This window comes from Micromonospora sp. PRAS1, from assembly GCF_059553435.1.
Genome location: NZ_JCANNB010000043.1, coordinates 17,835 through 40,110, shown reverse-complemented (window position 1 = coordinate 40,110; position 22,276 = coordinate 17,835). Strand labels below are relative to the sequence as shown.

The window sequence follows — 22,276 nt, the reverse complement described above, 5'->3', positions numbered from 1 at the left end:
CGAATGCGGGTGACCTGGCGTACCGGAAGCGTCGAGCCCGCCGGCACGCGGTGCCGACGGGCTCGAAGGGGTGCTGGTGGCTCAGGCGGCCAGGCGGCGCGCCAGGTTCTCGTCGAGCGTGTTCATGAACTCGTCGGTGGTCTGCCACGGCGCGTCCCGCGAGATCAGCAGCGCCAGGTCCTTGGTCATCTGGCCGCTCTCGACGGTGTCGACGATGACCTGCTCCAGCGTGGTGGCGAACTCGGTGACCGCCGGGGTGCCGTCCAGCTTGCCCCGGTGGGCCAGGCCCCGGGTCCAGGCGTAGATCGAGGCGATCGGGTTGGTCGAGGTCTTCTCGCCCTTCTGCCACTGCCGGTAGTGCCGGGTGACGGTGCCGTGCGCGGCCTCGGCCTCGACGGTGCGCCCGTCGGGCGAGAGCAGGACCGAGGTCATCAGGCCGAGCGAGCCGAAGCCCTGGGCGACGGTGTCGGACTGCACGTCACCGTCGTAGTTCTTGCACGCCCAGACGTAGCCGCCCTCCCACTTGAGCGCGGCGGCGACCATGTCGTCGATGAGCCGGTGCTCGTAGGTGAGGCCGGCGGCGTCGAACTCCGCCTTGAACTCGTTCTCGAACACCTCGGCGAAGATGTCCTTGAACCGGCCGTCGTACGCCTTGAGGATGGTGTTCTTGGTCGACATGTAGACCGGGTAGCCACGGTCCAGGCCGTAGCGGAACGACGCCCGGGCGAAGTCCCGGATCGAGTCGTCGTAGTTGTACATGCCCATCGCGATGCCGCCGCCGGGGAACTTGGCGATCTCCATCTCGACCGGCTCGGAACCGTCGGCCGGGGTGTAGGTGATGGTCACCGTGCCCGGCCCGGGCACCACGAAGTCGGTGGCCCGGTACTGGTCGCCGTGGGCGTGCCGGCCGATGATGATCGGCTTGGTCCAGCCCGGGACGAGCCGCGGCACGTTCGACATGATGATCGGCTCACGGAAGACGACGCCGCCGAGGATGTTGCGGATGGTGCCGTTCGGCGACCGCCACATCTTCTTGAGGCCGAACTCCTCCACCCGGGCCTCGTCCGGGGTGATGGTGGCGCACTTGACGCCGACGCCGTGCTCGGAGATGGCGTTGGCGGCGTCAACGGTGACCTGGTCGTCGGTGGCGTCGCGGTGCTGGATCGAGAGGTCGTAGTAGTGCAGGTCGACGTCGAGGTAGGGCAGGATCAACTGCTCCCGGATCTGCTTCCAGATGATCCGGGTCATCTCGTCGCCGTCGAGCTCCACGACCGGGTTGTTTACCTTGATCTTCGCCATCGGCCGGCGCTCCTCTCGGGGGACACGTGCTCAAGCAGTACGAGCGTACTGGATCGGCCCCGACCGGGAACGCCTCGGCCACCGGTTCGCCGACGAGCGGGCGCCGGACGCACCGGCCGGGCCCGGCGGGACTTACCCCGCCAGGCCCGGCGCATGCGCGGGAAATCAGCTGGCCTGCTCCGGGTCGTGCACCCACTGCACCAGCTGGAGGATCACCCCGTTGGGGTCGGTGACCTGGAAGAACCGCTCTCCCCAGGGCTCGGTCTGGATCGGCGTGGTGATCGGCACGCCGGCCGCCTGGATGGTGGCGTACTCGGCGTCGATGTCGTCCACCACGAAGGCCACCAGCACCCCCTCGGCCCGCTGGTTCTTCAGGCTCTCCGGCTGGAGGCTGGCCAGCCCGGTGCGCAGGAAGACCAGGCTGAAACCGACCCCGTCCCGGGTCAGCGAGACGAACCCGTCGGCCGACATCTCCTCCCGGAAGCCGAAGTGCTGCTTGACGAACTCGGCCGAGGCCGAGACGTCCTGGACGTTTAGCGAGATGGCGGATCCGGTGATCTGCACGAGCCCTCCCCCGGAGAGTGGAAAAATTTACTTCGTACATTGTACATTGTACTGCGTACGATGATTTGGCCTGCGAAGATCGGGTGGTGTCCAACCACCGCACCGGAGGCGGAGATCCCGCCCACACCCTGCGCCTGCTCTGGCGGCAGCCGGACGAGGGCCCGCGCCGCGGCCCACGTCAGGGCCGCTCCCTGGACGACATCGTGACCGCCGCCATCGCGCTGGCGGACGCCGAGGGGTTGGACGCGGTGACCATGCGGGCGCTCGCCCAGGCCGTCGGCGTGGCACCGATGACCCTCTACACGTACGTGCCGGGCAAGGCCGAACTGCTCGACCTGATGCTGGACGCGGTCTACGCCGCGATGCCCAGGCCGGACCGTTCCGGCGATCCGTGGCGGGTACGGGTGGCGGCGCTCGCCCGGGACAATCGGGACCTCTTCGCCGCCCACCCCTGGGCGGCCGAGGTCGGCACCGGTCGGCCACCGCTGGGGCCGGGCCTGATGGCCAAGTACGAGCACGAACTGCGCGCCTTCGACGGCACCGGCCTGGACGACGTGACCCGGGACGCCGCGCTCACCTACGTCCTCGACTTCGTCCGCGCCGCGGCCCGGTCGGCGGCGGATGCGCGCGCCGCGCAGGGCGACAGCGCCTGGACCGACGAGCAGTGGTGGGCGGCGAACGAGCCCCTGCTGGCCCAGGTCCTCGATGAGCGGCGGTATCCGACCGCCGTCCGGGTCGGTGCCGCGGCGGGAGCGGCCCAGAACGCCGCCTACCACCCCGATCGGGCGTACGAGTTCGGCCTGGCCCGCGTCCTGGACGGCCTGGCCGCCCTGATCGACGCCGCCGGCCAGCCCTCCCCCTAGATGATCAAGAGGGTTGCGTCCCGGATCGGCTTCACCGGGACGCAACCCTCTTGGTCAACTCAGTGCGTTGCGGCTCACATGCTGGTGATGTCGGCCTGCTTGGCGCGGACGGCCTCGGCGGCCTCCTTCAGGGCGGCCAGCTCGTCGGCGTCCAGGTCGGTCTCGACGACCCGGCGGACGCCCTCGCGGCCGATCTCGGCCTCGACGCCCAGGTAGACGCCGGAGATGCCGTACTCGCCGTCGACCCAGGCGCAGACCGGCATGACCTCGCCGGAGTCCTCCACCACGGCCTTGGCCATCCGGGCGGCGGCGGCCGACGGGGCGTAGTAGGCCGAGCCCGTCTTGAGCAGCGCCACCACCTCGGCACCGCCGTTACGGGTCCGGACCACCAGCTCCTCGATCTGCTCGGCCGGCATCACGTCGCGCAGCGGCTTGCCGTCGACGGTGCTCTTCGAGGGCACCGGGACCATGGTGTCGCCGTGCGAACCCAGGGTCAGCGTCTTCACCGACTTCACCGCCACGCCAAGCGCCTCGGCCACGAAGTTGGTGAACCGGGCGGTGTCCAGCATGCCGGCCTGGCCGAGCACCCGGTTGCGCGGGAACTGGGTGGCGATCTGGGCCAGCGCGGTCATCTCGTCCAGCGGGTTGGAGACCACGATGACGACCGCGTTCGGGGCGTACTTCGCGACGTTCTCGGCAACCTGCCGGACGATCTTGGCGTTGGTCTCCAGCAGGTCCATCCGGCTCATGCCCGGCTTGCGGGGCAGGCCGGCGGTGATGACCACCACGTCCGAGCCCTCGATGGCCTCGTAGCCCTCGCCGTTCGGACCGGTGGTGACGCCGACCACCTTGGTCTCGAAGCCCTCCACCGGGCGCGACTGGTTGAGGTCGAGCGCGATGCCCGCGGGCTTGCCCTCGATGATGTCGGTGATCACGACGGTGTCGAAGACGTCGTACTCGGCCAGGCGCTGCACGGTGGTGGAGCCGTAGAAGCCGGCGCCGACGACAGTGACCTTCTTACCCATGGTCGTCCCACTCCCTGATACCAGTCGGTTTTCCGGACGGTATCAGCCATCCTGGCACCAAACAGGCCAGGGGCGGATGGCCTTGCTTACATCTCCGCGCGTTCGACGACGTTGGTGAGAAGCATGGCGCGGGTCATCGGGCCGACACCGCCGGGCATCGGCACCAGCTTGCCGGCCACCTCGGCGACCTCCGGGTCCACGTCGCCGGTGTAGCGGCCCTTGCCGTCCGGGCCGATCACCCGGGTGATGCCGACGTCGACCACCACCGCGCCCGGGTTGATCATGTCGGCGGTGAGCAGGCCGGGCACACCGGCGGCGACGATGACGATGTCGGCGGCGCGGGTGTGCGCGGCGAGGTCGAGGGTGCCGGTGTGGCACAGGGTCACCGTGGCGTTCTCGCTGCGCCGGGTGAGCAGCAGCCCGAGCGGACGCCCGACCGTGTTGCCCCGGCCGACCACCGCGACGTTGGCTCCGCGCAGCGGCACGTCATGCCGGCGCAGCAGCTCCACGATGCCGCGCGGGGTGCACGGCAGCGGCCCGTCGTAGCCCAGCACCAGCCGGCCCAGGTTGACCGGGTGCAGGCCGTCGGCGTCCTTGTCCGGGTCGATCAGCTCCAGCACCCGCTGCGTGTCCAGGTGGGCCGGCAGGGGCAGCTGGACGATGTAGCCGTGGCACGCCGGATCGGCGTTCAGCTCGGCGATGGTCTCGTCGACCTGCTCCTGCGTAGCGTCGGCCGGCAGCTCCCGGCGGATCGAGGCGATGCCCACCTCGGCGCAGTCGCGGTGCTTGCCGTTTACGTACGCCTGCGAGCCGGGATCCGACCCGACCAGCACCGTACCCAGCCCCGGCACGGTGCCCCGTTCCGCCAGCGCCTTGACCCGCGTCCGCAGCTCGTCCTTGATCTCCGCCGCGGTCGCCTTGCCGTCCAGAAGCGTCGCCGTCACGCCTCAGATCGTCTCACGGCCGGCTCCGCCGACCACGCCGGCCGGCAACCTCGACCAGGACACTACTTTCCGTGACGTGTCCTTCTTCACTTTGAGTAACACTATGCGGAGTTCCGCCTCGACGGGTCCGGACGCCCGGACACGAACACCCGCAATCCGACGACCGTGGCGCTTCGGCGCGAAGTGCCACACGCCACCCGGACAGGCCTCCGACCCGACCAAGTCTTCGCACGCCAGACCGTTGTTCTCAAGCGCGGCATAGCACGGTGGCGGATGACCGACAACTACGGGGTGCCCGTTCTGTTACCCGTTCGCAACCGCTACGTTGCCGACTCGCGGTGCACGACCTACCGTTGCCCGTCGTTGCACAGAGTCACCCCAATGCCGGGCCTGACTGCGCAGCGTGATGAGATGAGGAGGCTCAATGCGTGTTCGTAGGCTCGCCGCCTGGACCGCCCTCCCGCTCGCGGTGACCCTGGGCCTGGTGGCCTGCGGCTCGGGCGGCGGCGGCGGATCCGGCGAGAGCGACCCCAACGCGGCCGTGCGGATCGAGATCGCCGAGCCGCAGCACCTGGTGCCGACCAACACCAACGAGACGAGCGGCTCGCAGGTGCTCGCCGCCCTGTTCAGCCCGCTTGTCGACTACGACGAGGCGCACAAGCCGTACGAGGTGGCGGCCGAGTCGATCACGTCCGAGGAGAACGTCACCTGGACGATCAAGCTCAAGGACGGCTACACCTTCCACAACGGCGAGGCCGTCACCGCCGACAACTACATCGACGCCTGGAACTACGGCGCGTACGCCCCCAACGGCCAGAACTCCAGCTACTTCTTCGAGAAGATCGCCGGGTACGACGACCTCCAGGGCGACAACCCGTCGACCCGGACGCTCAGCGGCCTGGCGAAGGTCGACGACCTGACCTTCACCGTCACGCTCTCCCAGCCGTACAGCGAGTTCAAGTCGATGCTCGGCTACACCGCCTTCTACCCGCTGCCGGAGGCCGCGTTCTCCGCACCCGGCGAGCTGGTCGAAGGGTACGAGCAGGCGCCGATCGGTCAGGGCCCGTTCAAGATGAAGGGCACCTGGCAGCACGATGCCAAGGTCGAGGTCGAGCGCTACGACGCCTTCCCCGGCGAGCAGCCGAAGGTGGCCGGCGTCGAGTTCCGGATCTACCAGCAGCTGACCGCCGCGTACGCGGACGTGCTGTCGGACAACCTCGACGTGATCAAGACCATTCCGACCGAGAACCTCTCCACGGCCCCGGTCGACCTGGGTGACCGGTTCCAGCAGAGCCCCGCCTCGTCGCTGCACTTCCTCTCCTTCCCGACCTTCCAGGAGGAGTTCAGCAACCCGGACGTACGCAAGGCCATCTCGATGGCGATCGACCGGGAGGAGATCACCAGGTCGATCTTCAAGGACTCGCAGCAGCCGGCTCGTTCGTTCGTCTCGCCGGTGGTCGCCGGGTACCGGGGCAACACCATCGGCGCCGCGGGCGAATTCGACCCGGCCAAGGCCAAGGCGCTCTACCAGGCCGCGGGCGGCCCGTCGAAGATCACCCTGTCGTACAACGGCGACGGCGGCCACAAGGACTGGATCGACGCGACCTGTAACCAGCTCAAGGCCAACCTGGGCGTGGACTGCGTCGGCAACGCCGAGCCGAAGTTCGCCGACCTGCTGACCAAGGTCAAGGCCAAGCAGCCGGTGGGCCTGTTCCGGATGGGCTGGATCATGGACTACCCGTCCATGGAGAACTACCTGGGACCGATCTTCAGCAGCAACGGCTCGTCGAACTACTACGGCTACCGCAACGCCGAGTTCGACCGGCTGCTCGCCGAGGGCGCCAGCGCCCCCAACGAGGAGGCGGCGATCCAGAAGTACCAGGCGGCCGAGGACCTGCTGGCGGAGGAGCTGCCGGTGATCCCGCTGCGGTACGGCCAGAACAACTTCGGGCACTCGACAAAGGTGAAGAACGTCGAGATGGATCTCTTCGACCGGATCAACCTGCTTGAGATCGAGGCCGTGAAGTAGCTCCACGTACGCCGGGTCGGGTCATCGCGAGGTGGCCCGACCCGCCACGTGGTTCGCCCCTTTTCAGAGAGACTGTCAAGTATGTTCCGCTTCATCGTGCGGCGCCTGCTCCAGATGATCCTGGCCTTCTTCGGCACCACCCTGATCGTCTACGCGCTGATGTTCGCCGGCCAGGGCGACCCGATCCAGGCGCTCGCCGGTGAGCGGCCGGTGACCGAGGCGCAGCGGGCATACCTCACCGAGAAGTACCACCTGGACGCGACAGGCGTCGGCGGCTTCTTCTACAGGTACTTCGACTACCTCGGCAACCTGGTCCGGGGCGACCTGGGCGAGTCGCTCACCGGGCGGTCGATCGCCGAGATCCTCGCCGCCGCCTGGCCGGTCACGATCAAGCTGGCGCTGATCGCCATCGCGGTCGCCGTCATCTTCGGCGTCACCGCAGGCGTGCTCGCCGGCATCCGACGGGCCAGCGTCTTCGACAACGCCACCCTGCTGCTGACGCTGCTGGTGCTCGGCGTACCGACAATCGTGCTCGCCCCGCTCGCGCAGTACTTCCTGGGCGTCAAGTGGCAGCTCTTCCCGGCCACCGCCGGTGCCGATCCGGACTTCTACGCGCTGCTGCTGCCCGGCATCGTGCTCGGCTCGCTCTCGCTGGCCACCGCGCTGCGGCTGACGCGTACCTCGGTGGCCGAGAACCTGCGCGCCGACTACGTGCGTACCGCGCGGTCGAAGGGTCTGCCCGGGCGACGGGTGGTGAGCGTGCACGTGCTGCGCAACTCGCTGATCCCGGTGATCACCTTCCTCGGCGTCGAGCTGGGGAACCTGATGAGCGGCGCGATCATCACCGAGGGCGTCTTCAACATCCCGGGCGTCGGCTTCAACCTCTTCCGCGGCATCCGCACCGAGGACGGTCCGCTGGTGGTCGGCATCGTCAGCGTCCTGGTCGTGGTCTACCTGGTCGCCAACCTCGCGGTCGACATCCTCTACGCCGTCCTAGACCCAAGGATCCGCTATGAGTAAACCCGCCCCCACCTCCCCACCTCCCGAGCTGGTCGATCATGAAGTTATTGCCACGACACGCCGCCTACGCGGGCAACAACTTCATGGTCAACGAGGTCTGGGGTGGGGTGGGGAGGTGTTGTTTTGAGTGACTTCGAGACGGTGGCGGCCAGCGAGAACCAGGCGGCCCGGCGCGGGGTGTCCGGTGAGCCGGGGACGGCGGGGCGGGTGGGCCGGTCCCGCAAGCCGCGCAGCCTGGCGGGGGACGCCTGGCGGGAGTTGCGGCGCAAGCCGATCTTCTGGATCAGCCTCGTCCTGGTGCTGCTGGTGACCGCGATGGCCGCCGCGCCGGGGCTGTTCACAAGCAACGACCCGGCCGACTGCGTGCTCTCCCGGCAGCATGCCGGGCCGTCCGGCGGAGCCATCTTCGGGTACGACTTCCAGGGCTGCGACACGTACGCCCGGGCGGTCTACGGTGCCCGCGCCTCGCTGCTGGTCGGCGCCCTCTCCGCGCTCTTCACCGGGGTGATCGCCCTGGTCGTCGGGATGCTGGCCGGGTACTTCGGCGGCTGGGTCGACGCGGTCCTCTCCCGCGTGATCGACGTCGTGCTCGGCATCCCCCTGCTGCTGGCCGCCATCGTGCTGCTCAAGCGGGTCGCCGCCGACAGCGCGACGGTCCGCCTCGCGTCGGTCATCTTCGTGCTCGCGGTGCTCGGCTGGACCACCGCCGCCCGGGTGGTCCGTTCCTCGGTGATCACCGCCCGGCAGCAGGACTACGTGGCGGCGGCCCGGATGCTGGGCGCCGGCAACGGCCGGATCATGTGGCGGCACATCCTGCCGAACGCGTTGGCCCCGGCGATCGTGGTGCTGACCATCGCGCTCGGCTCGTTCATCGCCGCCGAGGCGACCCTCTCCTTCCTCGGCATCGGCCTCAGGGAGCCGACCATCTCCTGGGGCATCGACATCAACAGCGGGCGGGTGCACATGCGGGAGTCGGCCACCCCGCTGGTGGTCCCGTCGACCTTCCTCGCGCTGACCGTGCTGGCGTTCATCATGCTCGGCGACGCCATCCGGGACGCCTTCGACCCGAAGCTCCGGTGAGCAGAGACAAACGCGAGGAGTGCGCGCAGACGAACGCGAGGACGGAGCAGAGACAAACGCGAGGAGTGCGCACAGCGAGCCCCGTAGTCCCGAGCGAAAGGCGAGATCAGCCATGAACCAAGCGGCCGTACGGCCGACGCCGGCCTCTCCGACTCCGCCCGGTGGTCACCTGCTCGATCTGCGCGACCTGCACATCGAGTTCCGCACCAACGAGGGCGTGGCCAAGGTGATCAACGGGGTCAGCTACCACCTCGACCCAGGTGAGACGCTCGCGGTGCTGGGCGAGTCCGGCTCCGGCAAGTCGGTCACCGCCCAGGCGATCATGGGCATCCTGGACAGCCCGCCGGCGCAGATCACCTCCGGCCAGATCTGCTACCAGGGCCGGGACCTGCTGAGCCTGCCCGAGGAACAGCGCCGGCAGGTGCGGGGCAAGGAGATCGCGATGATCTTCCAGGACGCCCTCTCCGCGCTGAATCCGGTCTTCCCGGTCGGCTGGCAGATCGGTGAGACGCTACGCCAGCGGCTCGGCATGTCCCGGGCCGACGCCCGCCGCCGCGCCGTGGAACTGATGGACCTGGTGCAGATCCCGGCGGCGGCCACGCGCCTCGGCAACTACCCGCACCAGTTCTCCGGCGGCATGCGCCAGCGGGTGATGATCGCCATGGCGCTGGCCATGGAGCCCAGGGTGCTCATCGCCGACGAGCCGACCACCGCGCTCGACGTCACAGTGCAGGCCCAGATCATGGACCTCCTCGCCGAACTGCGGCGCGACCTGGACATGGCGATGATCCTGATCACTCACGACCTCGGCGTGGTCGCCGACGTCGCGGACCGGATCGCGGTCATGTACGCGGGCCGGATCGTCGAGCACGCCGACGTCCGCTCGCTGTACCGGGCACCCGCCCACCCGTACACCAAGGGGCTGCTCTCCTCGATCCCGCGGCTGGACCAGCGCGGCGGGCAGCTCTCCACCATCCGCGGCCTGCCGCCCAACCTGATGAGCATCCCGAGCGGCTGCCCCTTCCACCCCCGGTGCCCCTACGCGCAGCAGGTCTGCGTGGACGTGGTGCCGCACGACCTGGTCCTCGGCGACGGCCGGACCAGCGCGTGCCACTTCGCACAGGAGGTACGCGATGACCGCGCCCGCTAGCCCCACCAAGGTGCGGGGCGAAACGATTCTCGACGTCAACCACGTGGTCAAGCACTTCCCGATCACCCAGGGGGTGCTGTTCAGGAAGAAGGTCGGTGCGGTCAAGGCGGTCGACGGGGTGAGCTTCGAACTGCGCCGGGGCGAGACGCTGGGCATCGTCGGCGAGTCGGGCTGCGGCAAGTCCACCCTGGCCCGACTGTTGATGCGGCTGGAGCGCCCGACCGCCGGGCGGGCCACCCTGGCCGGGCAGGACCTCTTCGCCGCCTCCGGCGCCGAGCTGCGCCGGATCCGCCGCAACATGCAGATGGTCATGCAGGACCCGTACACCTCGCTGAACCCCCGGATGACAGTCGGCGACATCATCGGCGAGCCGTTCGAGATTCACCCGGAGGCGGCGCCGAAGGGCAGCCGTGAGCGCCGGGTCCAGGAACTGCTCGACGTGGTCGGGCTGAACCCGGAGCACGTCAACCGCTATCCGCACCAGTTCTCCGGCGGCCAGCGGCAGCGCATCGGCATCGCCCGGGCCCTCGCGCTGCGCCCCGAGGTGATCGTCTGCGACGAGCCGGTCTCCGCGCTGGACGTCTCCATCCAGGCCCAGGTGATCAACCTGCTGGAACAGCTCCAGGACGAGTTCGGGCTCTCGTACATCTTCATCGCCCACGACCTGTCGGTGGTCCGGCACATCTCTGACCGGATCGCGGTGATGTACCTCGGCCGGATCGTGGAAATCGGCACCGAGGAGGAGATCTACGAGCGGGCCACCCACCCGTACACGCAGGCGCTGCTCTCCGCCGCGCCGGTACCCGACCCGGACGCCCGGGAACACCGCAGCGTCATCCGGCTGCGCGGCGACGTGCCGTCACCGGCCGACCCGCCGTCCGGCTGTCACTTCCGGACCCGTTGCTGGAAGGCGCAGGAGATCTGCGCGCTCCAGGACCCGCAGGCGGTGCCGCGGGCGGCGGACCCGCACCCCTCCGCCTGCCACTTCGCCGAACTCAGGGGGTAAGGAAGGGCCCCTTGTTAACGCCTCAGGTAGTAAAGGGGCCCCCTGTTAACACGTAGCTCAGTGGAAGAAGTGCCGAGTACCGGTGAGGTACATGGTGACGCCGGCCTGCTTGCAGGCGGCGATCACCTCCTCGTCGCGGATCGAGCCGCCGGGCTGCACGATCGCCCGGACACCGGCGTCGAGCAGGATTTGCGGGCCGTCGGCGAACGGGAAGAACGCGTCCGAGGCCGCGACCGCACCGCGCGCCCGCTCGGCACCGGCCCGGCTGACCGCCAGGCGGGCGGAGTCGACCCGGTTGACCTGGCCCATTCCGACGCCGACCGTTGCGCCGTCGCGGGCCAGCAGGATCGCGTTGCTCTTTACCGCGCGTACCGCCCGCCAGGCGAAGGCCAGGTCGGCCAGGGTCGTCTCGTCGGCCGCGTCACCGGTGGCCAACCGCCAGGTCGCCGGGTCGTCGCCCGCAGCGTCGATCGCGTCGCGCACCTGCACCAGTACGCCGCCGGTCACCTGCCGCCACTCCGCCGGCAGCGGCCGGAACTCCGGGGCCCGCAGCAACCGGATGTTCTTCTTGGCCTGGAGCAGCTCGGTCGCGCCCGGCTCGTAGCCCGGTGCCACGACGACCTCGGTGAAGATCTCGGCGATCTGCCCGGCCAGCTCGACCGAGACCGGTCGATTGACCGCGATGACGCCACCGAACGCGGAGACCGGGTCGCAGGCGTGCGCCTTGCGGTGCGCCTCGGCCACGTCCGCACCGACCGCGATGCCGCACGGGTTGGCGTGCTTGATGATCGCCACCGCCGGCTGGTCGGCGAAGTCGTTCGCCGCCCGCCACGCGGCGTCCGCGTCGACGTAGTTGTTGTACGACATCTCCTTGCCGTGCAACTGCTCGGCCTGGGCGAGCCCGGACGGGCTGGCCGGGTCGGTGTAGAGCGCGGCGGCCTGGTGCGGGTTCTCGCCGTAGCGCAGCACCGCCTGCCGGCGCAGTGCCTGCCCGGCGAACTCCGGCCAGCCGTCGGCGGCCGGCGCGAGGGTGCTGGCGAACCAGTCGGCGACCGCCACGTCGTACTCGGCGATGTCGGCGAAGGCCCGCGCGGCCAGCGCCCGGCGCTGCTCCAGGGTGAAGCCGCCGGCGTCGAGCGCGGCCAGCAGCATCGGGTACGCGGCCGGATCGGTCACCACCGCCACCGAGGCGTGGTTCTTGGCGGCGGCGCGCACCATCGCGGGGCCACCGATGTCGATCTGCTCGACGCACTCGTCCTGGCTCGCGCCCGAGGCGACGGTCTCCTGGAACGGGTACAGGTTGGACACCAGCAGGTCGATCCCGGCGATGCCATGCTCGTCGAGCTGGGCGGCGTGGGCCTCCTTGCGCAGGTCGGCGAGGAGGCCGCCGTGGATGTTCGGGTGCAGCGTCTTCACCCGGCCGTCGAGGATCTCCGGGAAGCCGGTCACCTGCTCGACGGCGGTCACCGGCACGCCGGCAGCGGCGATCGTCGACGCGGTGCTGCCGGTGGAGACGATCTCGACGCCGGCGGCGTGCAGTGCCCGGGCCAGCTCGGCCAGGCCCGTCTTGTCGTAGACGCTTACCAGTGCCCGCCGGACCGGACGGCGCCCGTCCTGGTTGGAACCCACTCCGACCGTGACCTTTCTTCCGGTGATCGTCCAGCCCTCGCGGACCAGCCGGCCCACCTGCTCGACGAGTTGCTGCCGTTCGGCTTCCTTGATGCGCTCGGTGAGCGTGTCGACGTCGTCGTCGTCGCGGACCGGCACCGCCACCTGCGCGACGATCGGGCCGGTGTCCATCCCGGCGTCGACGAAGAAGAGGGTGGCCCCGGTGATCTTCACCCCGTAGGCGAGCGCGTCCCGCGGGCCGTGGATGCCGGGGAACGCCGGCAGCAGGGTGTTGTGCGTGTTGAGGTAGCGGTCCCCGAAGGCGGCGAGGAACCGGGGCCCGACCAGCTTCAGGAAACCGGCGGAGATGACCAGGTCGGGCCGGTGCTCGGCGACCCGCGCGGTGAGCGCGGCGTCCCACTGCTCGCGGTCCGGATGGTCCTTGACCCGCTCCACGAAGGCCGGCACGCCCGCCGCGCCGGCCCGGTCCAGCCCGGCGATCCCGTCGCGGTCCGCGCCCACCGCGACCACCCGTGCCCCGTACGCCGGATCGGCGGTCGCGTCCAGCAGGGCCTGGAGGTTGCTTCCGGAGCCGGAGACGAGGACGACGATGCGGGCGGGCTCGGTCACCGGCACACCCTATCCGGCGGCCCACCAGCGCCCGGACGCTGGGCAGCGCACCCTTCGCCGATCACCGGGGTCGCACCGACCGGGTACGCTGCCGGTCGCTCGGGCCGGCAGCGTACCTGCGGCCCGCGCCCCTTCCGCGAACATATGTGAGGAGCACCTGCAATGCAGCCCGGATACCCCTCTCAGCCGCCCCAGCAGATCGACAACAACATGACAATGTCGATCGTCGCGATCTTCCTGTTCTGGCCGCTGGCCATCCCGGCGATCATCAACGCGTCTAAGGTCAACCCGCTGCTCCAGCAGGGCGACTACGCCGGTGCCCAGGCGGCGGCGGCCGAGTCGAAGAAGTGGTCCAAGTGGGCCCTGATCGTCGGCATCGTCTGGATCGCGCTGATCATCGTCTGCTGCGTGGGCAGCAGCCTGCTCGGTGCGGCCAGCAACAGCGCCCTGGGCTACTGAGCCGGATGCACTCCGGTAACCCCGGTCAGGACCCGTACGGCCAGCAGCCGCCGTACGGGGACCCGACCGCGCCACCTGCCGACAACCCGTACGCCCCGCCCTCGGCCAATCCGTACGCCCCGCCGCCGGCGAATCCGTACGCGTCGCCGGCCGAGCCGGGCACGCCGCCGGTCGACCCGTACGCCCCGGTGGCCGAGCCGGGCACGCCGCCGGTCGACCCGTACGGCCAGCAGCCGCCCGCCTCGGGACAGCCGTACGGGCCACCGGCCTCCCCCGCGCCGTACGCCCCGTACGCGCCGCCGGCCGCCGGGCAGCCTCCGGCGTACGGGCCACCGCCGGCCTACGGGCCGCAGTACGGGCAGCCCTACCCGCCCCCGTACGCCCCGCAGCCGTACGGTGGCGCGCCGATGTATCCGAACGCCGGCTTCGCCGGGCCGGGCGGCCAGCAGAACACCCTCGGCCTGGTGGCGATGATCCTCGGCATCGCGTCGATCCCGTTGAACTGCTGCTACCTCGGCATTCCGCTGGGGTTGGCCGCGGTCATCACCGGCTGGCTGGGCAAGCAGAAGGCCGACCAGGGTCTGGCCGGCAACTCGGGGCAGGCCCTCGCCGGCCTGATCTGCGGCGCGATCGGCCTCCTGCTGGGCGTGTTGTACATCGTGCTGCTGACGGTGAACTTCCCCGTGCCGAATCAACCCTGAGCGAGCTGGCTTCGAGGGGTGTCCTGGTGCTCCGGGCCGCCCCTCGACCATGTCCGGCCTGCCCAGGCCACGCCTCCTCCGGCTTGATCCCGCCGTGTCCGCCGGCCCGATCAGGTCCGCTCGGCGACCGCCCGACTCGCCGCCGCCCGCTCAGGGCAGGCCGATCAGGTCGCCCGCTCAGGGCAGGCCGATCAGGTCGCACATCCGGCGCATCTGGTGGTCGAAGTACTCCTCGCGCGCCTGGATCAAGCCATCGAGCTGGCCGAAGAGTTCGAAGCTGACCGCGCCGAAGCAGTGGATCCAGCCGACGGTGCCCCGGCCGAGCAGCGCCTCGGGGAGGCCGGGCCAGAAGCTGTCGCGGACGGCGGTGAAGTCGGCGTGCACCGGTCCGGGCAGCTCACCCGGCTCCGGATCGGCCAGGGTGCCGGCGGTGTGGCCGTCGACGAGGATCCCGATCAGGGTGGTCGGGGTCCGGGCGGCCGCCGCGACGGTTTCCGGTGGGGCGGCGTAGCCGGGGACCGGGCTGCCGAAGAGCAGGGCGTACTCGGCCGGGTGGGCCAGCGCCCAGCGGCGTACCGCGTGGCAGCCGGCGAGCCACCGGCCGCGCAGGTCGGCGCGGTCGGTGACCTCGGCGTCGCCGGCCTGGACGGCATCGCCGAGAGCGTGGTAGGCGTCGACGATCAGCGCGGTGAGCAACTCGTCCCGGCTCGGGAAGTAGCGGTAGATCGCCGAGGAGACCATTCCCATGTCCCGGGCGACCGCGCGCAGCGACAGGTTCGCCCCCTCCGCGGCGAGGTGGCGGCGGGCGATCTCCTTGATCTCGTTGATCATCTCGGCCCGGGCCCGGGCCCGGATGCTGGCGGCAGGCATGTCAGCGAGTGTCACACACATTCGAGAGCGGTGCTCTTGACGCGCCGCTCGGCCGCCGTGCCGAACGGGACCGGGACGCCCTGACCGTCAGGTCGCCAATTGGGTGAGCCAGCGGGTGGCGGCGGCACCGAGCACCGCGCCCGCGCCGATGACCAGGGTTGCGGCGAGCGCCACCTGCCAACCGACCGGGCCGACCTCGGCCAGCCGGCCCGCGCCGAGCGACCCGCCCGAAGCCTCCGCGACCAGGCCCATCAGCAGGCCGGTCACCGGCCCGGCGAGCGCGGCCGGGAAGAGCAGCGCCCCCCAGCTCAGCGGGGCTCGCCCAGCCGCGAGCGCCCGGCGCAACCGGCGGGCGAGCAACCCGCCGACGGCCATCCCCACCAGGGCCGGCAGGGCCAGGATCGCGGCCGACCAGAAACCGTCGACCGGTCCGCTGGGCAGCCCGGCGACGAGCGGCAGGGCCGGCAGCGCGCCTACCGAGACCTCGCTGGTGCGCACCGCCGTGTCGGTGCCCACGGCAAAACCCGGACCGAGCAGGTAACTGGCCGACCAGACGGTGGCGTTGGGCACGTAGGCCAGGCTCACCAGTGTGATGCCGGCCTGCCCGGCCACGCCGGTGCGGTAGGCGCCGATCAGGTCGGCCGCATCGCCCCCGCCGGTCGCCACGGCCAGCCCCGCCACGGCCGCGCCCGCACCGAGCAACACCAGCCCGGCCACCAGCCCGGCCCGGAGCCCCTCCCGCAACGGCAACGGCGCCCGGGTGGCGAGCGCTTCGGCCGCTCCGCTGGTGCGGGCCGCGCCGATGCCGGCGGCGAGCGTGCCGACGACGGCGAGCGTCAGCCCGGCCCGCAGCGGCGAGACGCCGGACCCGGCCAGCACCGCGGCAAGCACACCCAGCAGGGCGTACGCGACGCCGACCGCCAGCGCGGCGACGAGCGTACGGCTCGGTGACCGGCTGCCGCGGGCCCCGATCGCCCGGGTGACGTGCACCCCGGCGCGGGTCAGCCGCCACACCGCCAGGGCGGTCACCGCGAGCGGCGCCAGGCCCAGCGAGCCGGCGGCGGTGGCCAGCGGCACCCCGTGACCGAGCAACCAGCCGGCCGCCCCGGCGCGCCCCGCGCCGAGCAGGCTGGCCGCACCTTCGCTGAGCTGGAAGAGCCAGAGCACGAGCGCCACCGGCAGCCAGGAGGTGAGGGCGGCGCCACCGGCGGCCACCAGCGCGGCGACCACAAGCGGCGCGTGGCTGCGACCGGCGGGCTCGTCGCGTGGCACCGGCGTTCGACGCGGCGGGCCGGCGCGGCCGGGCGGCCGGGCGCCGGGGCCACGACCGTCGGTCGCCCGGCGGGGCTGGTCAGGGGTGACAAAGGACATCGGCTCTACTCTGGCATGCCGCGTCCGCGTCGGCTGTCCGACACCGGGCCACCAGGGCGTTTATTCGGGCTGATCGCATGTGACGCCGCCCGCGTCGGTCTAGCCTCGGCAACAGGGCCGTTACCCGCATCGCGGCAGCTGATGTCCGGAGGAAAGTCGTGAACGCTCCGTATCCACCGCCCCCACCGCCGCCGGCGGGCCGGGACCGCACCACCCTCTGGGGCGTGCTGGGCATCGTGACCGGGCTGCTCTGCTGCGGCATCCTCGGCATCGTCTTCGGCTGGTTGTCGATCCGCGACGCGCGACGGTACCGGCAGTCGCCCGTGTTGGGTTACCTGGCGATCGCCTTCGGGGTGCTGAACATCGTCGTCAGCCTGATCCTGCGGGCGACCGGAAACTACCCGTACTGGAACCGCTGAGAGGCCGACCTGGCGGTCGGCCTCTCAGCGACGGTCCGGTCCGTCAGCGGGCGGACATGATCTCGCGCATCAGCTTCGCGGTCTCGGTCGGCGTCTTGCCGACCTTCACGCCGACCGCTTCCAGCGCCGACTTCTTGGCGTCGGCCGTACCCGCCGAGCCGGAGATGATGGCACCGGCGTGCCCCATGGTCTTGCCCGGCGGGGCGGTGAAGCCGGCGATGTAGCCGACCACCGGCTTGGTGACGTTGGCCTTGATGAACTCGGCGGCCCGTTCCTCGGCGTCGCCGCCGATCTCACCGATCATCACGATGGCGTCGGTCTCCGGGTCGGCCTCGAACGCCGCCAGCGCGTCGATGTGCGTGGTCCCGATGATCGGGTCACCGCCGATGCCTACGCAGGTCGAGAAGCCGATGTCCCGCAGCTCGTACATCATCTGGTAGGTCAGCGTGCCGCTCTTGCTGACCAGGCCGATCCGGCCGGCACCGGTGATGTCGGCCGGGATGATGCCGGCGTTGGCGGCACCCGGGGAGGCGATGCCGGGGCAGTTCGGACCGATGATCCGGGTCTGCTCCCCCTTGGCCACGTTGTACGCCCAGAAGGCGGCGGTGTCGTGCACCGGCACGCCCTCGGTGATCACCACGGCCAGCGGGATCTCGGCGTCGATGGCCTCGACGACCGCGCCCTTGGTGAACTGCGGCGGTACGAAGATGACTGTGACGTCGGCACCGGTGTCCTTCATCGCGTCCGCGACGCTGGCGAAGACCGGCAGCTCGGTGCCGTCGAAATCGACGGTGCTGCCCGCCTTACGCGGGTTGACGCCACCGACGACGTTGGTGCCGGCGGCGAGCATCCGCCGGGTGTGCTTGGAACCCTCGGAGCCGGTCATCCCCTGGACGATGACCTTCGAGTCCTTGGTCAGCCAGATAGCCATGTCGTCAGACCCCCGCAGCCGCCAGCTCGGCGGCCCGCTCGGCCGCGCCGTCCATGGTGTCGACCCGCTCGATCAGCGGGTTGTTCGCGCCGTCGAGGATCGCCCGACCTTCCTCCGCGTTGTTGCCGTCGAGACGCACGACGAGCGGCTTGGTGACCTGCTCGCCGCGCTCCTTGAGCAGGTCCAGCGCCTGGACGATGCCATTGGCGACCGCGTCGCAGGCGGTGATGCCGCCGAAGACGTTCACGAAGACGCTCTTGACCGACGGGTCGGAGAGCACGATCTCCAGACCGTTGGCCATCACGGCGGCGCTCGCGCCACCGCCGATGTCGAGGAAGTTGGCCGGCTTGACGTTGCCGTGCCGCTCACCGGCGTAGGCGACCACGTCGAGCGTGGACATGACCAGGCCGGCGCCGTTGCCGATGATGCCGACCTCGCCGTCCAGCTTTACGTAGTTGAGGTCCTTCTCCTTGGCGGCCTGCTCAAGCGGGTCGACGGTGGCCTGGTCGACCAGGGCCTCGTGATCCGGGTGCCGGAAGCCGGCGTTCTCGTCCAGCGAGATCTTGGCGTCCAGCAGCAGCAGCTTGCCGTCCCTGGTCTTGGCCAGCGGGTTCACCTCGACCAGCGTGGCGTCCTCGGCGACGAACGCCTGCCACAGGCCGACCGCGATCTCGACGAGCTGGTCGGTGAGATCGGCCGGGAAGCCGGCGGCCTCGACAATTTCCCGCGCCTTCGCCTCGTCCACGCCCTTGACGGCGTCGATCGGGGCCTTGACGACCTTCTCCGGGGTCTCGGCGGCGACCTGCTCGATGTCCATGCCGCCGGCGACGCTGGCGATGCAGAGGAAGGTGCGGTTCGCCCGGTCGAGCAGGTACGAGAAGTAGTACTCCTCGGCCACGTCCGCAGTCACCGTGATCATGACCTTGTGGACCGTGTGGCCCTTGATGTCCATGCCGAGGATGTCGGTGGCGCGGGCCACCGTCTCCTCCGCGCCCTCGGCCAGCTTGACACCGCCGGCCTTGCCTCGCCCGCCTACCTTCACCTGCGCCTTGACGACCACCCGGCCGCCGAGGCGTTCGGCGATCGCGCGGGCCTCCTCCGGGGTCGTGGCGACGCCGCCGGCGAGCACGGGCAGTCCGTGCCGCTCGAACAGGTCCCGCCCCTGGTACTCGTACAGGTCCACGATTGCGCGTCCCGTCCCGTCTCCGCGGCGCACCGTCGCGCCGCCACCAGCGTATGGAAAGAAAACAGTGCAATGCCTGACATCAGTTGAAGTTGAGGCAGGCCATTGGGCGCAGCCTAGCGATGCCAGCACGGCCGGCAACCGAGCGGGTGCGCGGTGTGCGGTAATCCACAGCCGCACTCAACACTGTGTCACCGAGCCGCAGCGGAGCCCGCCGGTATCACCCGTTCGGGCGATCTTGCCCGACCCGGATCGCAGGTTCGGTGCGATGCGTAACCCCTCGCGAAAGCCGTCGTTGAGTCAGGTGTCGGCGCGCTGAGCAGCGCGAAGACACGAAAGCGGCCGATGCCCTGTCGGTCGAGGGGTGGCGGCGGGGCATCGTGCATAGAGGGGCCGGGCGTGTGAGGGGTGCGTCCGGCCCCTCCCCTTTCGTGTCCGCCGCCGGTTCACGTTCCGCGTCCACCGTCGGTCCACGGACGGACGCCGGGTCACCCGGGTGGCGGCGGCTCGCTCAGCCCACCGGCTGAGCGACGTTCTCCCGGACCCACTCCACGATGGACTGGGTCGTCGCACCCGGCGTGAAGATCTTGGCCACGCCGAGCTGCTCCAGTTCCGGCAGGTCGGCGTCGGGGATGATGCCCCCGCCGAAGACCACGATGTCCCGGGCGTCCCGCTCGTCGAGCAGCTCCAGCACCCGCCGGAACAGCGTCATGTGCGCGCCGGAGAGCACGGAGAGGCCGACCGCGTCGGCATCCTCCTGGATCGCGGTCTCCACGATCTGCTCCGGCGTCTGGTGCAGGCCGGTGTAGATGACCTCCATGCCGGCGTCCCGGAGGGCACGGGCCACCACCTTGGCGCCACGGTCGTGGCCGTCCAGGCCCGGCTTGGCGACGACGACCCGAACACGAGAGCTCATCTGCGCATCCCTTTCACCGGCTCTGCGGCATTCACCTGAACGAACGGTAACCCGCCCGGCCGGAACCGGGGAACGGGGGCGGGCCGATACCTGCGAGAACCCGGCGCCACCATTACCTCACACAGAGATACGGGTAGCGCGAGCAGAGTCAAGCGGGACGACTCCGCCGATCGGTCACGGTGCGCGACGAACGGCTGATAACCGGGGCACCCCTCCAGCACCCCGAGCCATGACAATCTCGGACGGATTCGGACAGAACGGAGCGGCGAATTCGGCGCTCCGGCTTGTGACTCGACTGCCGGTTGGCTAACGTGTGCACGGTTGTCATCAGGCCTACGGACGGGTGACGACGCGATTAACCGCCGTTCGGCCCCTGATCCGGACGGCCGGTCGACCGCATCGGAACCCCGACAACGGAGGGTATGCGTGCGCCAGCGCCTGTCGTCTGAGCCCGACCGATATCGCGGCCGCCGCCGCGTACCCACCCCCCCGAGAAGCCGCTACGCAGCGGTCGTCACCACCGCCTTCGTCGGCGCCGGTGTGGTGGCCCTGGGCGCCGGCGCACTGCCGGACGCCAAGAGCGTCAGCCCGTCGGTCCTCGACGAGCTGCGGCAGGCCTCGATCAGCAGCCAGGGCCTGGCGGACCGGGCCGACTCCGCCGAGCGGGCCTCCCGCGACAGCCGGGGCGGCTCGGAGATCGTCGAAGACTCCGGCGTCTGGCTGCTGCCCCTCCAGGGCTACGACTTCAAGTCCCCGTACGGCATCCGCTGGGGCAAGCTGCACACCGGCGTCGACCTGGTCGCCCCCGAGGGGACGCCGTACGTCGCGATCCACGAGGGCACGGTCACCAAGGCCGGCTGGTTCGGCGGCTACGGCTACGCCGTCATCGTCCAGCACGCCGACGGCAGCGAGGCCATCTACGGCCACTCCTCCGAGCTGAGCGTCCGCGAGGGTCAGCAGGTCAAGGCTGGCGACCAGCTCGGCCTGGTCGGCAACACCGGCCACTCGTACGGCTCCCACCTGCACCTGGAGATCCATGTCAAGGGCGAGCCGCTCGACCCGGTGCCGTGGCTGGTGGAGCGCGGAGTGGACATCAAGCTGCAAACCGAGGCAGTTTACAGCGAGGTAATCGAGGACTGACGCCTCGTAACGCCCGTTGGCCGCCCGGATCGATCGATCCGGGCGGTTTTGCGTTGCCCTGGAAGCACGAAAGTGTCCCACCTCACAGCTGCAACTGTGGCGGACGCCACCGGGCATCGAGGCCGCCGGATCGGTCATCGGGCACAACCGCGCACAGAGCCGGACAGCCGCAGCGACCCGCCACCGGCACCGGCCCCACCCCGATACCCCGGGCCGAGGGGACCGACACCAGGATTTCGAGGTCACGTACCACTCGATCCAGTGAGGTCCCGTCGTGCAGGACGACAGCTCCACCCCGAACCGGAACATCCCCGACGCCCCGGCCCGGCACCGGCGCCGCATCGGCTCGCGCGGCCGTTATCTCGTCGTCGGTGCGGTCGCCCTGGTCGGGCTCGGCCTTGGCGGTGTCGCCGTGGCCGGCCGCGGCGACCGTCCCGCCCCCAGCCCGGTCGCCCTCGACGCGCAGGCCCGGGCCGAGGCCGCCGACCGCGCCGACCGGTCGGCCCGCGAACCGGTCACCTCCGCCACGCCGGCGGCCAGCCCGACGCCATCGGCGAGCCCGACCACGAGCGCCAGCCCGACCGCGAAACCGAGCCCGAAGGCCAGCAAGACCACGAAGGCCGCGCCGAAGCCGAAGGCGACCAAGAGCGCGGCTCCGAAGTCCTCCTGGGTGATCCCGATGGCCGGTGCCACAATCACCTCGTGCTACGGCCCCCGCTGGGGCACCCTGCACGCCGGCATCGACTTCGCGCTGCCCGCCGGCACCCCGGTCCGGGCCGCCTTCGGGGGCACCGTGACCAAGGCCGGCGACGTCGGCGACGGGTACGGCATCTCGGTCGTCATCGACCACGGCAACGGCTACCTCACCCACTACGCCCACCTGAGCACCGCCAAGGTGAGCGTGGGCGGGAAGGTCACCACCGGGCAGACCATCGGCCTGGAGGGCTCCACGGGCGACTCCACCGGCCCGCACCTGCACTTCGAGGTGCATCAGGGGCAGATGTGGAACCAGATCGACCCGGCGCCCTTCCTCCGCGCCCGGGGCATCGACGTGGCCTGCTGAGCCGC

General features: G+C 70.6%; 21 protein-coding genes and 1 pseudogene. 11 read left to right on the top strand and 11 right to left on the bottom strand.

From position 1 onward, the window contains the following. Nucleotides 1-81: 81 nt before the first annotated feature. Together AC507J_RS28145 and AC507J_RS28140 are read right to left on the bottom strand one after the other, a co-directional pair. On the bottom strand, nt 82-1,299 hold the full coding sequence (locus AC507J_RS28145; RefSeq protein WP_496292799.1) for an NADP-dependent isocitrate dehydrogenase: 1,218 nt from the start codon (nt 1,297-1,299) through the stop codon (nt 82-84). Nucleotides 1,300-1,464: 165 nt separating this feature from the next. Continuing rightward, nucleotides 1,465-1,863 carry a VOC family protein gene (locus tag AC507J_RS28140; RefSeq protein ID WP_496292797.1) on the bottom strand — a complete coding sequence of 133 codons (399 nt, stop codon included), beginning with the start codon at nt 1,861-1,863 and terminating at the stop codon, nt 1,465-1,467. Nucleotides 1,864-1,949: 86 nt separating this feature from the next. On the opposite strand from AC507J_RS28140, the gene AC507J_RS28135 reads away from it, so the two are divergent. Next, nucleotides 1,950-2,726 (top strand): TetR/AcrR family transcriptional regulator, encoded by a 777-nt coding sequence (locus tag AC507J_RS28135; protein ID WP_496292795.1) that lies wholly within the window; start codon nt 1,950-1,952, stop codon nt 2,724-2,726. Nucleotides 2,727-2,800: 74 nt separating this feature from the next. Here AC507J_RS28135 and mdh read toward each other — a convergent pair whose 3' ends face one another. Together mdh and AC507J_RS28125 are read right to left on the bottom strand one after the other, a co-directional pair. Next, nucleotides 2,801-3,751, bottom strand: a complete 951-nt coding sequence (gene mdh, locus AC507J_RS28130) for a malate dehydrogenase (RefSeq protein ID WP_496292793.1) — start codon at nt 3,749-3,751, stop codon at nt 2,801-2,803. A gap of 86 nt (nt 3,752-3,837) precedes the next feature. After that, nucleotides 3,838-4,695, bottom strand: a complete 858-nt coding sequence (locus tag AC507J_RS28125; RefSeq protein WP_496292791.1) for a bifunctional methylenetetrahydrofolate dehydrogenase/methenyltetrahydrofolate cyclohydrolase — start codon at nt 4,693-4,695, stop codon at nt 3,838-3,840. A 424-nt stretch (nt 4,696-5,119) separates the two neighbouring features. Between AC507J_RS28125 and AC507J_RS28120 the strand changes: the two genes are divergently transcribed. The 5 genes from AC507J_RS28120 to AC507J_RS28100 all read left to right on the top strand — a co-directional run bounded on the left by AC507J_RS28120 (nt 5,120) and on the right by AC507J_RS28100 (nt 10,980). Further along, the gene (locus AC507J_RS28120; RefSeq protein ID WP_496292789.1) at nt 5,120-6,724 is read left to right on the top strand and encodes a peptide ABC transporter substrate-binding protein; all 1,605 of its coding nucleotides are present in this window, start codon (nt 5,120-5,122) and stop codon (nt 6,722-6,724) included. Between the two features lie 81 nt (nt 6,725-6,805). Beyond that, nucleotides 6,806-7,744: an ABC transporter permease gene (locus AC507J_RS28115; protein WP_496292787.1), complete on the top strand. Its 939-nt coding sequence runs from the start codon at nt 6,806-6,808 to the stop codon at nt 7,742-7,744. A gap of 123 nt (nt 7,745-7,867) precedes the next feature. Next, the gene (locus tag AC507J_RS28110) at nt 7,868-8,824 is read left to right on the top strand and encodes an ABC transporter permease (RefSeq protein ID WP_496292785.1); all 957 of its coding nucleotides are present in this window, start codon (nt 7,868-7,870) and stop codon (nt 8,822-8,824) included. 112 nt (nt 8,825-8,936) lie between these two features. Next, a complete protein-coding gene (locus AC507J_RS28105) occupies nt 8,937-9,974 on the top strand; it encodes an ABC transporter ATP-binding protein (RefSeq protein ID WP_496292783.1) in 1,038 nt (345 codons plus the stop codon). Further along, nucleotides 9,958-10,980, top strand: coding sequence for an ABC transporter ATP-binding protein (locus AC507J_RS28100; protein WP_496292781.1), 1,023 nt, complete (start codon nt 9,958-9,960; stop codon nt 10,978-10,980). The genes AC507J_RS28105 and AC507J_RS28100 overlap by 17 nt, the downstream gene beginning before the upstream one ends. 57 nt (nt 10,981-11,037) lie before the next feature. On the opposite strand, the gene purH is transcribed toward AC507J_RS28100, so the two are convergent. Both purH and purN read right to left on the bottom strand, forming a co-directional pair. After that, nucleotides 11,038-12,609 carry a bifunctional phosphoribosylaminoimidazolecarboxamide formyltransferase/IMP cyclohydrolase gene (purH, locus tag AC507J_RS28095; protein ID WP_496292829.1) on the bottom strand — a complete coding sequence of 524 codons (1,572 nt, stop codon included), beginning with the start codon at nt 12,607-12,609 and terminating at the stop codon, nt 11,038-11,040. Nucleotides 12,610-12,612: 3 nt separating this feature from the next. Next, a pseudogene (purN, locus tag AC507J_RS28090) lies at nt 12,613-13,218 on the bottom strand (phosphoribosylglycinamide formyltransferase); the annotation flags it as partial. A 162-nt stretch (nt 13,219-13,380) separates the two neighbouring features. On the opposite strand from purN, the gene AC507J_RS28085 reads away from it, so the two are divergent. Further along, nucleotides 13,381-13,677 carry a CD225/dispanin family protein gene (locus AC507J_RS28085; RefSeq protein ID WP_496292779.1) on the top strand — a complete coding sequence of 99 codons (297 nt, stop codon included), beginning with the start codon at nt 13,381-13,383 and terminating at the stop codon, nt 13,675-13,677. 5 nt (nt 13,678-13,682) lie between these two features. Further along, a complete protein-coding gene (locus tag AC507J_RS28080) occupies nt 13,683-14,378 on the top strand; it encodes a DUF4190 domain-containing protein (protein WP_496292777.1) in 696 nt (231 codons plus the stop codon). Between the two features lie 177 nt (nt 14,379-14,555). Here the strand turns inward: AC507J_RS28080 and AC507J_RS28075 are convergent, their stop codons facing one another. Continuing rightward, the gene (locus AC507J_RS28075) at nt 14,556-15,248 is read right to left on the bottom strand and encodes a TetR/AcrR family transcriptional regulator (RefSeq protein WP_496292775.1); all 693 of its coding nucleotides are present in this window, start codon (nt 15,246-15,248) and stop codon (nt 14,556-14,558) included. 87 nt (nt 15,249-15,335) lie between these two features. Beyond that, entirely contained in the window at nt 15,336-16,619 is a 1,284-nt protein-coding gene (locus AC507J_RS28070) for a cell division protein PerM (protein WP_496292773.1), read from the bottom strand. Nucleotides 16,620-16,777: 158 nt separating this feature from the next. Here AC507J_RS28070 and AC507J_RS28065 point away from each other — a divergent pair, with 158 nt between their 5' ends. Then, complete coding sequence (locus AC507J_RS28065; protein WP_496292771.1) at nt 16,778-17,038, top strand: DUF4190 domain-containing protein; 261 nt, start codon at nt 16,778-16,780, stop codon at nt 17,036-17,038. A gap of 43 nt (nt 17,039-17,081) precedes the next feature. On the opposite strand, the gene sucD is transcribed toward AC507J_RS28065, so the two are convergent. The 3 genes from sucD to icmB all read right to left on the bottom strand — a co-directional run bounded on the left by sucD (nt 17,082) and on the right by icmB (nt 20,068). Further along, nucleotides 17,082-17,969 (bottom strand): succinate--CoA ligase subunit alpha, encoded by an 888-nt coding sequence (sucD, locus tag AC507J_RS28060; protein WP_496292769.1) that lies wholly within the window; start codon nt 17,967-17,969, stop codon nt 17,082-17,084. Between the two features lie 4 nt (nt 17,970-17,973). After that, a complete protein-coding gene (sucC, locus tag AC507J_RS28055; RefSeq protein WP_496292767.1) occupies nt 17,974-19,152 on the bottom strand; it encodes an ADP-forming succinate--CoA ligase subunit beta in 1,179 nt (392 codons plus the stop codon). A 511-nt stretch (nt 19,153-19,663) separates the two neighbouring features. Then, on the bottom strand, nt 19,664-20,068 hold the full coding sequence (gene icmB, locus AC507J_RS28050; protein WP_111214750.1) for a coenzyme B12-dependent isobutyryl CoA mutase small subunit: 405 nt from the start codon (nt 20,066-20,068) through the stop codon (nt 19,664-19,666). A 426-nt stretch (nt 20,069-20,494) separates the two neighbouring features. Here icmB and AC507J_RS28045 point away from each other — a divergent pair, with 426 nt between their 5' ends. Next, nucleotides 20,495-21,208 carry a M23 family metallopeptidase gene (locus tag AC507J_RS28045; RefSeq protein WP_496292764.1) on the top strand — a complete coding sequence of 238 codons (714 nt, stop codon included), beginning with the start codon at nt 20,495-20,497 and terminating at the stop codon, nt 21,206-21,208. 274 nt (nt 21,209-21,482) lie between these two features. After that, nucleotides 21,483-22,271 (top strand): M23 family metallopeptidase, encoded by a 789-nt coding sequence (locus tag AC507J_RS28040; RefSeq protein ID WP_496292762.1) that lies wholly within the window; start codon nt 21,483-21,485, stop codon nt 22,269-22,271. Nucleotides 22,272-22,276 lie beyond the last annotated feature (5 nt).